The organism is Rathayibacter sp. Leaf299, from assembly GCF_001423055.1.
Lineage (GTDB): Bacteria > Actinomycetota > Actinomycetes > Actinomycetales > Microbacteriaceae > Rathayibacter > Rathayibacter caricis.
In genome coordinates this window covers 916,099-929,948 of record NZ_LMNT01000002.1, presented here as the reverse complement: position 1 = coordinate 929,948, position 13,850 = coordinate 916,099, and the positions used below count along the sequence as shown (strand labels likewise).

Below are 13,850 nucleotides of genomic sequence, written 5' to 3'. Positions count from 1 at the left end.
CGACGGCCCCTCAGGCCAGGACCGAGCGCAGCTCCTCGAACGACGCGGCGACCCGGCCCGGCAGCGCCACCCGGCCGTCCTGGTCGGCCCAGCAGACCCACGCGTGGCGCATCGCCGCGAGCCCGACGAGCGTGAGCATGCGCGCCCGGCTGCGTGCGACGTCGGGGTCCTGCTCGGTGCGGGCGAGGCGGTCGGCGACCAGCTGCTCCACGGCGACCTCGAAGTCGCGCATGCCGGCGATCTTGAGGCCCACCAGCTGCGGATGCTCGCGGAACAGCTCGCGCCGGAGCAGGTGCAGCTCGCGGTCGTCCTCCATCGGCTCCTCCATCGCGGCGACGAAGACGCTCTGCAGGGCGTCGAGGACCGGCCCCTCCCCCTCGACGAAGGCGGCGGCCGTCTCGTCGGTGATCACCGGGAGTCCGCCGACGAGGGCGTCCTCCTTCGACGCGAAGTAGTTGAAGAACGTGCGCGTCGAGACGTCGGCCTGCCGCGACACGTCCTCGATGGTCACGCGGTCGGGTCCGCGCTCGGCGGCGAGGCGGAGCACCGCCATCTCGATCGCGCGCCGGGTGGCGAGACGCTTGCGCTCCCGGAGACCGGGGCGGGGGGCGGTCGGCTCTGTCTCTCTCAGCACTGCGGATCCTCCGATGGCACGACGCCCTCGAGGAGGTAGGCGTCGACCGTGTCGTTCACGCACGGGTTGGACTTGTTGTAGGCGGTGTGACCCTCGCCCGTGTAGGTGAGGAGGTGCCCCTCGGCGAGCTGGCCGGCGAGGGCCTGGGACCACACGTAGGGCGTGGCCGGATCGTTGGTGGTGCCGACCACGAGGATCGGCGCGGATCCCTCCGCCGCGATGGGCTCCCGCGAGCCCTCGAAGCGGGCGGGCCACTCGCTGCAGAGGATGTCGCCGTACGCCATGTAGCGCCCGATCGTCGGGGCGGCCTCCTCGAGCGCCGCCGCATCGGCGCGAATCGCGGCCACGTCGCCGGTGTAGGAGTAGTCGACGCAGTTGATCGCGAGGAAGGCCTCGGTGGCGTTGTCGCGGTACGCGCCGTCGGCGTCGCGTCCGTTGTACGCGTCGGCGTACTGGAACGCGGTCGTCGCCGTGCCCGACTGCACCTCGGCGAGCATCTCGCTGAGGGCGCCCCACGCTCCCGCGTCGTAGAGCGGGTAGACGATCGCGGTGAAGAGCGTGTTCGCCCCCAGGACCCGGCCGTCGCCCGCGCGGATCCCGGACGCGTCGACCCGCTCGAGCATCGACCGCACCTGATCCATCCCGTCCTCGACGGAGCCGGAGAAGGGGCAGTCGGCCGAGCCGAGGCAGTCGGCGAGATAGGCGCGCAGGGCGCTCTCGAACCCCTTCGCCTGCTCGCGCACCACGTCGAGCGAGGTCGCGGACGGATCGATCGCGCCGTCGAGCACGAGGCGGCCGACCCGCTCGGGGAAGAGTCCCGCGTACGTCGCGCCGAGGAACGTGCCGTAGGAGTAGCCGAGGTAGTTCAGCGTCTCGTCGCCGAGCGCGGCGCGCAGCACGTCGAGGTCGCGCGCCGCGTTCGGCGTCCCGACCTCGCCGAGCAGGGAGCCGCTGCGCTCGGCGCAGGCGTCGGCGAAGGCGGACGACGCGGTGCGCTGGGCGGCGATCCACTCGTCGCTCCCCCGCTCGCCCGGGGTGATGTCGTAGAGGTAGGAGTCGAGTCCTGCGTCGTCGAGGCAGGTGACGGCCGTCGAGGCGCCGACGCCCCGCGGGTCGAAGCCGACGACGTCGTAGCGGGCCGAGAGCTCCTCGTCGACGGCGTAGTCGACGCTGTCGCGGACGAAGTCGACTCCCGAGGCGCCGGGGCCTCCGGGGTTCACCAGCAGGGAGCCGAGCGCCGGCTGCTCGGCGGCCGGGTGGCGCACGAGGGCGATCGTCGCCGTCTCCCCCGCGGGCTCGTCCCAGTCGAGCGGGACCGTCGCCTCCGTGCACTGCGCGCCGTCGCCGCAGTCGTCCCAGACGAGGACCTGGCCGTAGTACGGCTCGAGCGGCGCCTCGACCGGCTGCGCGGCGGGCGTGGACGTCGCGGACGGGGTCGGCGCGAAGCACCCGGCGAGCAGAGCCGACGCGGCGATCACGGCGGCTGCGGCGAGCGAGCGCCCCGCGCGCCTCACGCCGCCACCGGACGGCGGGCGGCGACCACGAGCATCGCCTCCAGCGCGAGGACCGGCGACACGTTGGCGTCGATCCGCTGCCGCGCCGTCGAGACGGCCTCGAGCACCGCGAGGGTGCGCTCGGGCCGGGTGGCGTCGGCGAGCGCGGTCATCTCGGCGCGGACCTCCTCGTTGATGACCCCGCCCGGCGCACCGAGCTGCAGGCGGACGACGTCGCGGTAGAGCGAGAGCAGGTCGACGAGGATCCGGTCGAGACCGTCGCGGAGGCTCCGCGTCGCGCGGCGCTTCTGGTCCTCCTCGAGGGCCCTCAGCTGCGAGCGCAGCTGAGGCGGGATCGTGCCCCCCGGCTCGACTCCGAGCGAACGCAGGGCCTGGGCGCGCTCGACCTCGTCGCGCTCGAGGGTGATCGCCTTCGCATCGTCGGTCGCGACCTCGATCAGGCGGGCGGCCCCCAGCACGGCGTCCGACACCCCGCGCAGGCGCAGGGCGATCCGGAGCGTCTCCTCGCGCCGCGCACGCGCGTTCGCATCGGTGGCGAGGCGGTGCGCCATACCGATGTGGCTCTGCGCCTGGCGGGCCGCGCGCTCCGCGGTCTCGGAGTCGACCCCGTCGCGCCGCTCGAGCAGCCCGGCGACGTCCTCGACGCTCGGGACCCGCAGGCGCACCGAGCGCACCCGGGAGCGGATGGTGGGCAGCAGGTCGGCCTCGCTGGGCGCGCAGAGGATCCAGACCGTGCGCTCGGGCGGCTCCTCGAGCGCCTTCAGCAGCACGTTCGACGTGCGCTCGCTCATCCGATCGGCGTCCTCGATCACCATCACGCGGTAGCGCGAGACGGACGGCGAGTACTGCGAGCTCGAGACGAGCTTGCGCACCTCCTCGATCGAGATGATCACGCGCTCGGTCGCGAGGACGGAGAGATCGGGGTGCGACCGGGCCGCGACCTGCCGGCAGTCCGGGCACTCGCCGCAGCCCCCGTTCCGGCACAGCAGCGCCGAGGCGAACGCGTAGGCGAGGTTCGAGCGGCCGGAGCCGGGCGGGCCGGTGATGAGCCACGAGTGCGTCATCGACGCCGACTCGTCACCCGAGGCGGAGCGGGGCGTGGAGGCGTCGCGCAGGGCGCCGATGGCGTGCTCCTGGCCGACGAGCTGGCTCCAGACGTTCACGCGTCCACGCTACCCGCGAGTACCGACAGGACCGCCGCCGACAGTGCCGCCGTCGCGCTCGAGGAGCTCCTCCACGCGCGAGCGCACAGCAGCGGCGAGCTCCTCGACGGGGAGGGCGGCGTCGAGCACGAGGAAGCGCTCGGGGTCGGATCGGGCGATCGCGAGGAACGCGCCGCGCACCCTCTCGTGGAACTCCGCCTTCTCGGCCTCGAGCCGATCGAACCGGGTGCGGGCGGCGTCCAGGCGCGAGCGGGCCGCCGCCGGATCGAGATCGAGCAGCACCGTGAGATCGGGGCGGAAGTCGTGGGTCGCCCACTCCGAGAGGCGCCTCACCTCGTCCGCGTCGAGCACGCGTCCCGCCCCCTGATAGGCGACGGAGGAGTCGATGTAGCGGTCCTGGACCACCACCTCGCCGCGCTCGATGGCCGGCCGCACCAGCGTGCCGATGTGCTGGGCGCGGTCCGCCGCGTAGAGCAGGGCCTCGGCGCGCGGGTCGATGTCGCCGCGGTGGTGGAGGACGATCTCGCGGATCTGCACCCCCACCTCCGTGCCGCCCGGCTCCCGGGTGCGCACGACGGTCTCGCCCCGCGAGCCCAGCCACTCCTCGAGCAGCCGGGCCTGCGTCGTCTTGCCCGCGCCGTCCCCGCCCTCGAGGGTGACGAACAGCCCGGTCACTCCGCGGTGCCCGTCGCCTCCGATGCGGCCGCGGGCTTCTTCGCGGCCGGCTTGCGGGTGGTGGTGGTCTTCGCTGCGGTGGTCTTCGCCGTCGTCTTCGCCGCCGTGGTCTTGGCCGCCGTGGTCTTCGCCGCGGTGGTCTTCGCCGCGGTGGTCTTCGCCGCGGTGGTCTTGGCCGCAGTCGTCTTCGCCGCCGGCTTCTTGGCGGGTGCGCGCTTCGCGGGTGCCTTCTTGACCGGCCCCTTGGCGCGCTTGTCGGCGAGCATCTGCACGGCCTGCTCGAAGTCGATCTCCTCGATCGTCTGGCCCTTGGGGATCGTGACGTTCGTCTCGCCGTCGGTGACGTAGGCGCCGAAGCGGCCGTCGCGGATGCGGATCGGCTTGCCGCTCACCGGGTCGGCCTCGAACTCCTTGAGAGCGCTCGACGCCCGCTTCGCTCCGTACTTGGGCTGCGCGAACACCTCCAGAGCGGCGGGCAGGTCGACCTCGAAGATCTGGTCCTCGCTGGTGAGCGAGCGGCTGTCCGTGCCCTTCTTGAGGTACGGGCCGTAGCGGCCGTTCTGCGCCGTGATCGGCTCACCCGTCTCGGGGTCCTCGCCGACCGTGCGGGGCAGGTCCAGCAGGCGGAGCGCCGTGGCCAGGTCGACCGTCGCGACGTCCATCGACTTGAAGAGGGAGGAGGTGCGCGGCTTGACGACCGCGGGCTTCTTCGCCCCGCGCTTGGCCGGGGCGGGCTCGACGACCTCGCCCGTCGCCGGGTCGGCGGTCGTCTCGGGCTCGGGGTCGACCTCGGTCACGTACGGGCCGAAGCGCCCGTCCTTGACGACGACGGTCTTCCCGGTGTCGGGGTTGCTGCCGAGCACCCGGTCGGTCTGCACCGGCGCGTCGATGAGCTCCTGCGCCTTGGCGGGAGTCAGCTCGTCGGGGGCGAGCTCGAGCGGCAGGTTGACGCGGCGCGGCGTCTCCTGTCCCTCCTCCTCGGCGACCTCGAGGTACGGGCCGTACTTGCCGATCCGCAGCGTGATGTCGTCGGTGATGCGGATGGAGTTGATGCTCTTGGCGTCGATCTCGCCGAGGTTGTCGACGACGTTCCGGAGTCCGGGGTGCGCGCCGCCGCCGAAGTAGAAGCGGTTGAGCCAGTCGACCCGGTCCTCCTCGCCGCCGGCGATGCGGTCGAGGTCGCCCTCCATCTCGGCCGTGAAGTCGTACTCCACGAGGTCCGAGAAGAAGTCCTCGAGCAGGCGCACGACCGAGAAGGCGATCCAGTTCGGCACGAGCGCCGTGCCGCGCGGAGTGACGTATCCGCGGTCGACGATGGTCGAGATGATCGACGCGTACGTCGAGGGGCGCCCGATCCCCAGCTCTTCGAGCGACTTGACGAGGCTCGCCTCCGTGTAGCGCGGCGGCGGCGACGTCTCGTGGCCCTTCGCCTCGACCTCGGCGACCACGAGGGACTGGCCGACCTCGAGCACGGGGAGCTTGGCGTCCTTCTCGTCGCGGGCGCCGTGGCGCTCCTCGTCGCGGCCTTCCTCGTAGGCGAGCAGGAAGCCGCGGAAGGTGATGACCGTGCCGGACGCGGTGAACTCGGCGCTGCGGGTGGTGTCGCCGGCCGGGTTCGCCTCGAGGGTGACCGTGGCGGTCGAGCCCTTGGCGTCGGCCATCTGGGAGGCGACGGTGCGCTTCCAGATCAGGTCGTAGAGGCGGTGGTCGTTGCCGCGGAGGGTCCCCGCGAGCTGGTCGGGGGTGCGGAAGGTCTCGCCGGCGGGGCGGATCGCCTCGTGCGCCTCCTGCGCGTTCTTGTTCTTGCCGGAGTAGAGGCGCGGCTTGTCGGGCACCGTCTCGGCACCGTAGAGCGCGGTCGCCTGCGAGCGCGCCGCGGTGATCGCCTGCTGCGACAGGTTGGGCGAGTCGGTCCTCATGTAGGTGATGAAGCCGTTCTCGTACAGCGACTGCGCCACGCTCATGGTCTGGCGGGCCGAGAAGCGGAGCTTGCGCGCCGCCTCCTGCTGGAGGGTCGACGTGGTGAACGGAGCGGCGGGGCGCCGCGAGTAGGGCTTCGACTCGAGGTTCGTGACGCGCACGAGGGTCGCCGGGTCGCGCAGAGCCGTGGCCAGTGCGGTGGCGCTGGTCTCGTCGAGCACGGTGACGTCGCTCTTGAGCTCGCCGCGGTCGTCGAAGTCGCGGCCGCTGCCGATGCGCTTGCCGTCGAGGCGCGCCAGTCGGGCGTCGAAGCCCGCCGAGGCGTCGGCCTCGGGGGCGAGCACGGTCGCGAGGTCCCAGTAGCTCGCCGAGACGAACGCGAGCCGCTCGCGCTCGCGGTCGACGACGAGGCGGGTGGCGGCCGACTGCACGCGACCGGCCGAGAGTCCGGGGCCCACCTTGCGCCAGAGCACCGGCGAGATCTCGTAGCCGTAGAGGCGGTCGAGGATCCGGCGGGTCTCCTGCGCGTCGACCAGGGAGGTGTCGATGTCGCGGGTGTTCTGGCTGGCCTTCTGGATCGCGTCCTTGGTGATCTCGTGGAAGACCATCCGGTGCACGGGGACCTTGGGCTTGAGCTCCTCGAGGAGGTGCCACGCGATGGCCTCGCCCTCGCGGTCCTCATCCGTCGCGAGGAAGAGCTCGTCGGCGTTCTTCAGCGCCCGCTTGAGATCGGCGACCGTCTTCTTCTTCTGGTCCGACACGACGTAGTACGGCTCGAAGCCGTTGTCGACGTCGACCGAGAACTTGCCCAGCGGGCCCTTCTTGAGCTCGGGCGGGAGGTTCTTGGGCTCGATGAGGTCGCGGATGTGACCGACGGAGGCGAGCACCTCGTACCCGTCGCCCAGGTACTGGGCGATGGTCTTGGCTTTCGCCGGCGACTCGACGATCACCAGCTTCTTCGTGCCGGACACAGTTCTCCTCGGTTGATGCTGTCGGGTCGGACGGGCGGGCCGTCCGACGGGTCCCCGTCTGCGGGGAGGCGGTGCGCGGCGGCCGCACGGGGAACGGTGTCCCGTTCGCGTGGGCCTCGGGCGCCCGACAGGCACACCATACACACCGAGTCCGGGGACCGAGGCCCCCGCGGGTGCCGGATGAGGCTGAGAGCGGGCCCTGAGCACGCCGAACGCGAGGAGGTCCGTCGAGCCGCTCCTGGTGACGTCGCGGCCCGATCGGCGCATGATGAGGTGCATGGCAACGACGCACACTCCTTCTTCCTCCCTCCGCCCGTCCGACACGCTCGCCGCGTACACGGCGAAGCTCGCGGACGGCCCTCTCGAGGGCAAGACGCTCCGCCGCCCGTACGGCGACGACGGCGTTCCCGCCGCCCGGGTCGAGATCCCGACCGGCCGCGGCTCCTCCCGCTGGGTCTACCTCCTCGCCGGCTCCCTCGAGCACGACGAGGGCGCGGGGTCGCAGCCCACGGCCGCCGCCTACCGGTACCAGCGCCTCAGCTCCGACTGATCCGGACGGCGGCTGACGGGTCGTCCGGGCGGCGCCCCGTCCATCAGGGCGGCGGACCGGCCCTCGACCGCGCGGGCAGCGCGAGCGGACCGACGGAGACGGAGACCGAGACGGTCGCGACTCCTCCTTCCACTGCGCACTCCGACAGCGTCGCCGAACCCGCTTCCGCCACCCGCTGAGCCTCGGTGCACGGCGCCCCGGCCAGCAGCCCGGAGGCGACGTCGGCCGCGGCGAGCGCCGCCGCGTCCGCCGCGGCCACCGCGCGCTGATGCCCGATCACACCGCCGCATCCCGCGAGCACCGCAGCGGTGACGAGGATCGTGCCCGCCACGACACCGACGACCGCCGTCGCCGCCGAGCCGTCCTCGCCGCGGAACGGCTCGCCGCGGAGCGACCCGTTGCGGAGAGCCCACGGTGGCCGATCCCTCCGCCCCGCCGCCGTGCGCCGCCTCACCTGCCACCGCCCAGCGCGCACGAGCGCACCTCCACCGGCACCTCGAGCACCGGGAGCGGCCGCAGCCGGGCCGCCACGCTCACGCACACGAGACCGCCCTCCTCCGCCACCGCGACCGCCGCCTCCACGTCGACCCGCGCCACCGGCCCCGCGGGATCATCTCCCCGAGCGGAGGACCGCGCGCTGTCGGCCGTCGCATCCACCAGCCGCACGTACTGGGCCGACGCTGCGACCGAGCCCAGGCACAGCGCCAGCACCACGACCACCGCGGGGAGGACGACCGCCAGCTCCGCGCTCGCCGATCCGTCCTCCTCCGCCGCTCGCCGCACCGCCCTGCCGGCGCGGCCCCTCATCCGCCGGACGTCAGCGCGCGGGTGACGAGGTCGGTCAGGATCCCGCGCACCTCGTCCCCCTTGAGGATCACCACCAGCAGACCCGCGAAGCCGACCGCGGCCATCGTCGCGATCGCGTACTCGGCGGTCGCCGATCCCTCCTCCTCCGCCACGAGTCGGCGCAGCCCCGGCCGCGCCCCGCCCACCGGTGCTCCCCTACCGTCGAACCCGTTCATCTCTCCTGCTCCGTTCCCGCCCCGTGCTGTGCCCCTCACCACGAGCATCGCCGGGTCCTCCGACCCGCACGCAGCCGATCGACCGATCGGTGGAGAGCGCGGTTCGATGCCGCCTGGGGAGGAGCCCGCTCACCGCGTGACGTCGAAGGTCGAGAGCAGCACGGACACGATCATCGGAGCGACGCCCAGCAGCAGGAAGGCGGGCAGCACGCACACGCCCAGCGGCAGCATCAGGGTCACCCCGAGTCGCGCGGCCCGCTCCCGGGCACGACCCGCGGCCCGCACCCGTACCAGCGCCGCCTCGCTGCGCAGCAGCCGCCCCGCGGGCACTCCGGCGCCGGTCGACAGCGCGAGGATCGCCTCCGCGGCCTCGAGCGCTCGGGCGTCCGGAGGCAGTCCGCACTCGGCCAGCGCCGCCAGCACGCGCGCTCGGGCTGCGTCGGCGGACCCTCCTCCGGCGAGCGCGACCGCGAGCAGGTCGAGCGCGAGGCCCGGAGCCGCCTCCCCCGGGTCCGCTCCGCGCACCAGACGACGGGTCCACGCCTGCGCGAGCACCATCAGCGCCGCTCCCCCGCCGAGGCACACGAGCCCGGGCACCGTGCCCACGAGCACCCCGACCACGTCGAACCCCAGGAGCACCCCGAAGCCCAGCGCCACGAGCGGCAGCACGCCGACCACCCGCCCGGTCGCCGCGGGTCCCACGAGCGCCACGTCGATGTCGCGGCGCGCCCGCCCCGTCTCGCGCATCGACTCCGCCAGCTCGGTCAGCGCAGCAGCCACCGGAGCCCCGGAGTCGGCGGCCACCCGCCAGCACGCGGCGAGGGACGCCCAGGCCGTCGCCTCACCACCGTCCCGGGTCTGCCGCCGACCGCGGCGACGGACGCCGGATCGACGCGACTCCGGAACCCCGCGCAGGAGCGCCTCCGTCGCATCACCGCCGCGAGCCGCCTCGAGCGCGACCGAGCGGAGCAGCCGCCTCCGTCGAGCCGCACCCGGTGGGCCCGCCGCACCCGAGGGATCGGCTTCGGCCAGATGCGTCAGCGCGGAGGCGGGAGCGACCCCCGCAGCGAGCAGGACCGACAGCCGGTGCACGACGGCCGCGACCTCGTCCAGCCCGTCCGCGCTCCTCACGGTGCCGACCGGGCCCGAGCGGGCAGCGTCCCCTCGGCGATCCGGAGCCGTCCGGAGTCGTCCAGAGCGAAGCACCCCCAGGACGCGAGGCGACGGCGCCCGCCCCGGCGCTCGAGGTGCAGCACGAGATCGAGCGCACTCACCGCCTGGCGCGCGACGGCGTCCGGTCCCATCCCCGCGAGCGCACCGAGCGCCTCGAGCCGCGACGGCACGTCGGCGAGCGAGTTCGCGTGCACCGTCCCCGCCCCGCCGTCGTGGCCGGTGTTCAGCGCCGAGAGCAGCTCCCGCAGTTCCGCCCCGCGGCACTCGCCCAGGACGAGGCGGTCCGGCCGCATCCGCAGCGCTTCGCGCACGAGCCGGTCGAGTCCGACGCCGCCCGCCCCCTCGAGGTTGGGCTGTCGCGACTCGAGCGAGACGACGTGCGGATGCGCGGGCCGCAGCTCCCCCACGTCCTCGATCGCGATGATGCGCTCGTGCGTCGGCGCGCACCCCAGCAGCGCTCCGAGCAGCGTCGTCTTCCCGGAGCCGCCCGCCCCCGAGACGAGCAGGTTCCACCGCGACGCGACCGCGCGGCCCAGCAGGGCGCGACCGGAGTCGTCCATCATCCCCGCCGCCTGCAGCTGATCGAGGCTCCACGCCCCGGCCCGCGGGACGCGCACCGAGATCAGTGCCCCCGCGGTGGCCACCGGAGGGAGCACCACGTGGACACGGACGCCGTGGCGCAGCCGCACGTCGACGCACGGGCTCGCCTCGTCGACGTGCCGACCACCCGCGGCGACGAGGGACACGGCCAGACGCCGTGCACCCGACGCGTCGAGCGACCAGGTCGGCTCGCGCACCGCCCCCTGACCGCGGTCCACCCAGAGCCCGGCTCCGCCGTTGACGAAGAGGTCGGTGACGGCCGGATCGGCGGCGAACGGCGCCAGGAGCCCGAGGGCGGCCGCTCCCGGCCGGACGGGAGGGTGGGCCGGCGCAGGGGCCGCGGGCGGCTCCCTGCGGAACTCGGCAGGGACGAGGGGCACGAAGTCGGCGATCATCCGGGCACGCTAGGCGCGCACGCACTCCCGCCGACGGCGCAGCACCCCGATCGGTGGAGACGCCCGCGATCGAGGGGCTGGGGAGGAATGAACGGCGGACGAGCCCGAGAGACCCACCTCCGCGAGCCCGAGCTCCAGCGGCGACATGACCCGGAGTCCTGCACGGGCCGTTAAGAGAAGGGGGCGGCACCCATTGGGGGGAACAGGTGCCGCCTCGGCGGCGCGGGATTGGGGGGAATCACATGCGCCGCTGAGCCGAAGTTCATTCGGCCGTATGTAAGAGTACGTGACCGAGGCCGAAACGCCAACCCCCGATTTCCGACCCGTTCGGGGGCACGCCGACCACCACCGAGCGCGCGGCACCGGCACACGCCCGGCCCCGCCTCCCCCGCGCGCTACGGTGGAGCGAGATCGGCCGGCAGCGGCCGTGCAGGCGCACTCGCGAAGGAGCGAATCGCAGATGACCACTCCCCCCGACGACGTCGTGATCCCGGGTTCCGAGACCATCGACAACCTCCTCCACGAGACCCGCCGGTTCCCTCCCCCCGCCGACTTCGCAGAGAACGCCGTCGCCACCGCCGACCTCTACGACGAGGCGGCCGCCGACCGTCTCGCGTTCTGGGCCGCGCGCAGCCGCGAGCTGCTGCACTGGCACCGCCCGTTCACGCGGACCCTCGACTGGAGCGACCCGCCCTTCGCGAAGTGGTTCGACGACGGCGAGCTGAACGTCGCCTACAACTGCCTCGACCGCCACGTGCTCGCCGGCCACGGCGACCGGGTCGCGATCCACTGGGAGGGCGAGCCCGGCGACACCCGCACCCTCACCTACGCGCAGCTCACCGCCGAGGTGAAGCGCGCCGCCAACCTGCTGACCAGCCTCGGCGTGCACGCGGGCGACCGCGTCGCGATCTATCTCCCGATGATCCCGGAGGCGGTCGTCGCGATGCTCGCCGTCGCGCGCATCGGCGCGGTCCACTCCGTCGTCTTCGGCGGCTTCAGCGCCGAGAGCCTGCGGGCGCGCATCGACGACGCCGAGGCGAAGCTCGTCATCACCGCCGACGGCGGCTGGCGCAAGGGCTCGGTCTTCCCGCTCAAGCCCGCCGTCGACGCCGCCCTCGCGATCGGCGGGGACGACTCCCCCTCCACGGTCGAGCACGTGCTCGTCGTGCAGCGCGGCGGCAACACGGTCGACTGGCGGGACGGCCGCGACCTCTGGTGGCACGAGGAGATCGTCGCGGTCGACGCCGACCACACGGCCCGCGCGTTCCCCGCCGAGCAGCCGCTCTTCATCCTCTACACGAGCGGCACCACCGGGAAGCCCAAGGGCATCCTGCACACCAGCGGCGGCTACCTGACCCAGGTCGCGTACACGCACCGCTCGGTGTTCGACCTGCACCCCGAGACCGACGTCTACTGGTCGACAGCCGATGTCGGCTGGATCACCGGGCACAGCTACGTCGTCTACGGGCCGCTGGCCAACGGAGCGACGCAGGTGATGTACGAGGGCACCCCCGACACTCCGCACACCGGCCGCTGGTGGGAGATCGTCGAGAAGTACGGCGTGACGATCCTCTACGCCGCGCCCACGGCGATCCGCTCGTTCATGAAGCTCGGCCGCCAGATCCCGCAGCGCTTCGACCTCTCGAGCCTCCGGCTGCTCGGCTCGGTGGGCGAGCCGATCAACCCGGAGGCGTGGGTCTGGTACCGCGACGTCATCGGCGGCGGCCGCACGCCCATCGTCGACACGTGGTGGCAGACCGAGACCGGGGCGATCATGGTGTCGCCGCTCCCGGGCGTGACGACGCTCAAACCGGGCTCGGCGCAGGTGCCGCTGCCCGGCGTCTCGATCGACGTCGTCGACGAGTCCGGCCGCTCGGTCGGCCAGGACTCCGGCGGCCTCCTCGTGATCACGGAGCCGTGGCCCGCGATGCTGCGCGGCATCTGGGGCGATCCCGAGCGCTACGTCGAGACCTACTGGTCGAAGTTCGGCGACCGGTACTTCGCCGGCGACGGAGCGCGCCTCGACCGGGACGGCGACCTCTGGCTGCTCGGCCGTGTCGACGACGTGATGAACGTGTCGGGGCACCGGCTCTCGACCGCCGAGATCGAGTCGGCGCTCGTCTCGCACCCGGTCGTGGCCGAGGCCGCGGTCGTCGGAGCGGCGGACGAGGCGACCGGCCAGGCCGTCGTCGCGTTCGTGATCGCCAAGGCGAGCCAGGCGGAGTCGCTGGCGGGCGGCCACGACGAGCTCGTGGCGACCCTCAAGGCGCACGTCGCCGAGCACATCGGAGCGATCGCTCGCCCGAAGCGCATCCTGATCGTGCAGGAGCTGCCCAAGACCCGCTCGGGCAAGATCATGCGCCGCCTCCTGCGCGACGTCGCGGAGGGACGGGCCGTCGGCGACACGACGACGCTCGCCGACACGCAGGTGATGACCGTCATCTCGTCCGCGATCGCCGCGGAGTGAGTGCGGCGCCCGGGGGCCTCCCCCGGGCACCGGCACTAGGCGAAGGCGACGACCAGCTCGACCTCGACCGGAGCGCCGAGCGGCAGCTCCGCGACTCCGACCGCCGAGCGCGCGTGGCGGCCCGCTTCGCCGAAGACGTCGCCCAGCAGCTCGGACGCGCCGTTGATCACTCCCGGCTGCCCGGTGAAACCGGTAGCGGAGGCGACGAAGCCGGTCAGCTTGACGACGCGGGTGACGCGGTCGAGCGATCCGATCGCGTCGGCGACCGCCGCGAGGGCGTTGAGCGCGCAGATCCGCGCGAGGGCCTTCGCCTCGTCGGGGTCGACGAGGCCGTCTCCGGAGCCGACCTTGCCCGTCGCGGGCAGGACGCCGTCGACGAACGGGATCTGCCCCGCGGTGAAGACGAGGTGCTCGTGCACGACCGCCGGGACGTACGCGCCCGCGGGGGCGGCGACGGCGGGCAGCTCGATGCCCAGCTCCGCGAGGCGCTGGGCGATGCCCGCTCCGCTCACGCGCCGGCCTCGGCGACGGGGCGCTTGAGGTAGGCGACGAGCCCGCCCTCGGGGCCGGTCACGATCTGCACCAGCTCCCAGCCCTCGGATCCCCAGGTGTTCAGGATCGCCGTGGTGTTGTGGATCATCAACGGGGTCGTGACGTACTCCCAGCGCGGGACGGACATGGCTCTCCTCGAGTGCGGGGCGCACCGCCGCGAGGCGGTGCGGGCGGGGGTGCGCCGCGTCCGGTGCGGTCGCGGCGACTACGCTGA

General features: G+C 73.5%; 14 protein-coding genes. 2 read left to right on the top strand and 12 right to left on the bottom strand.

What is annotated here, in order from left to right:
• Positions 1-10: 10 nt before the first annotated feature.
• From ASF48_RS11525 to topA, 5 genes are read right to left on the bottom strand one after another with little or no spacing between them, the layout of a single operon-like run.
• Positions 11-634 carry a TetR/AcrR family transcriptional regulator gene (locus ASF48_RS11525; RefSeq protein WP_055791298.1) on the bottom strand — a complete coding sequence of 208 codons (624 nt, stop codon included), beginning with the start codon at positions 632-634 and terminating at the stop codon, positions 11-13.
• On the bottom strand, positions 628-2,148 hold the full coding sequence (locus ASF48_RS11520; protein WP_055791295.1) for an alpha/beta hydrolase: 1,521 nt from the start codon (positions 2,146-2,148) through the stop codon (positions 628-630). Before ASF48_RS11520 ends, ASF48_RS11525 begins: the two co-directional genes overlap by 7 nt.
• Positions 2,145-3,311, bottom strand: a complete 1,167-nt coding sequence (locus tag ASF48_RS11515; RefSeq protein WP_055791292.1) for a DNA polymerase III subunit delta' — start codon at positions 3,309-3,311, stop codon at positions 2,145-2,147. The genes ASF48_RS11520 and ASF48_RS11515 overlap by 4 nt, the downstream gene beginning before the upstream one ends.
• Before the next feature lie 9 nt (positions 3,312-3,320).
• Positions 3,321-3,986: a dTMP kinase gene (gene tmk / locus ASF48_RS11510; RefSeq protein ID WP_055791289.1), complete on the bottom strand. Its 666-nt coding sequence runs from the start codon at positions 3,984-3,986 to the stop codon at positions 3,321-3,323.
• Positions 3,983-6,877 (bottom strand): type I DNA topoisomerase, encoded by a 2,895-nt coding sequence (gene topA / locus ASF48_RS11505; protein ID WP_055791286.1) that lies wholly within the window; start codon positions 6,875-6,877, stop codon positions 3,983-3,985. Before topA ends, tmk begins: the two co-directional genes overlap by 4 nt.
• A gap of 277 nt (positions 6,878-7,154) precedes the next feature.
• Here topA and ASF48_RS11500 point away from each other — a divergent pair, with 277 nt between their 5' ends.
• Positions 7,155-7,427 carry a hypothetical protein gene (locus ASF48_RS11500; RefSeq protein ID WP_055791285.1) on the top strand — a complete coding sequence of 91 codons (273 nt, stop codon included), beginning with the start codon at positions 7,155-7,157 and terminating at the stop codon, positions 7,425-7,427.
• A 43-nt stretch (positions 7,428-7,470) separates the two neighbouring features.
• On the opposite strand, the gene ASF48_RS11495 is transcribed toward ASF48_RS11500, so the two are convergent.
• From ASF48_RS11495 to ASF48_RS11475, 5 genes are all read right to left on the bottom strand, one after another.
• Positions 7,471-7,881 (bottom strand): Rv3654c family TadE-like protein, encoded by a 411-nt coding sequence (locus ASF48_RS11495; RefSeq protein ID WP_157603150.1) that lies wholly within the window; start codon positions 7,879-7,881, stop codon positions 7,471-7,473.
• Positions 7,878-8,234 carry a TadE family type IV pilus minor pilin gene (locus ASF48_RS11490; protein WP_055791282.1) on the bottom strand — a complete coding sequence of 119 codons (357 nt, stop codon included), beginning with the start codon at positions 8,232-8,234 and terminating at the stop codon, positions 7,878-7,880. Before ASF48_RS11490 ends, ASF48_RS11495 begins: the two co-directional genes overlap by 4 nt.
• A complete protein-coding gene (locus ASF48_RS11485) occupies positions 8,231-8,449 on the bottom strand; it encodes a DUF4244 domain-containing protein (RefSeq protein ID WP_055791279.1) in 219 nt (72 codons plus the stop codon). The genes ASF48_RS11490 and ASF48_RS11485 overlap by 4 nt, the downstream gene beginning before the upstream one ends.
• Positions 8,450-8,578: 129 nt before the next feature.
• Positions 8,579-9,580, bottom strand: coding sequence for a type II secretion system F family protein (locus tag ASF48_RS11480; RefSeq protein WP_055791269.1), 1,002 nt, complete (start codon positions 9,578-9,580; stop codon positions 8,579-8,581).
• On the bottom strand, positions 9,577-10,617 hold the full coding sequence (locus ASF48_RS11475; protein WP_082481319.1) for a TadA family conjugal transfer-associated ATPase: 1,041 nt from the start codon (positions 10,615-10,617) through the stop codon (positions 9,577-9,579). Before ASF48_RS11475 ends, ASF48_RS11480 begins: the two co-directional genes overlap by 4 nt.
• 460 nt (positions 10,618-11,077) lie before the next feature.
• Here ASF48_RS11475 and acs point away from each other — a divergent pair, with 460 nt between their 5' ends.
• Positions 11,078-13,084, top strand: coding sequence for an acetate--CoA ligase (gene acs / locus ASF48_RS11470; protein WP_055791266.1), 2,007 nt, complete (start codon positions 11,078-11,080; stop codon positions 13,082-13,084).
• 35 nt (positions 13,085-13,119) lie between these two features.
• Here acs and ASF48_RS11465 read toward each other — a convergent pair whose 3' ends face one another.
• Both ASF48_RS11465 and ASF48_RS19810 read right to left on the bottom strand, forming a co-directional pair.
• Positions 13,120-13,596, bottom strand: a complete 477-nt coding sequence (locus tag ASF48_RS11465) for a RidA family protein (RefSeq protein ID WP_055791263.1) — start codon at positions 13,594-13,596, stop codon at positions 13,120-13,122.
• Entirely contained in the window at positions 13,593-13,763 is a 171-nt protein-coding gene (locus ASF48_RS19810) for a hypothetical protein (protein ID WP_165759626.1), read from the bottom strand. Before ASF48_RS19810 ends, ASF48_RS11465 begins: the two co-directional genes overlap by 4 nt.
• Positions 13,764-13,850: the final 87 nt, after the last annotated feature.

Coding starts and splice junctions, on each gene's coding strand:
- ASF48_RS11500 (WP_055791285.1), top strand. CDS start 7,155: ATGGCAACGACGCACACTCCTTCTTCCTCCCTCCGCCCGTCCGACACG.
- ASF48_RS11490 (WP_055791282.1), bottom strand. CDS start 8,234: ATGAGGGGCCGCGCCGGCAGGGCGGTGCGGCGAGCGGCGGAGGAGGAC.
- ASF48_RS11485 (WP_055791279.1), bottom strand. CDS start 8,449: ATGAACGGGTTCGACGGTAGGGGAGCACCGGTGGGCGGGGCGCGGCCG.
- ASF48_RS11475 (WP_082481319.1), bottom strand. CDS start 10,617: ATGATCGCCGACTTCGTGCCCCTCGTCCCTGCCGAGTTCCGCAGGGAG.
- acs (WP_055791266.1), top strand. CDS start 11,078: ATGACCACTCCCCCCGACGACGTCGTGATCCCGGGTTCCGAGACCATC.
- ASF48_RS19810 (WP_165759626.1), bottom strand. CDS start 13,763: ATGTCCGTCCCGCGCTGGGAGTACGTCACGACCCCGTTGATGATCCAC.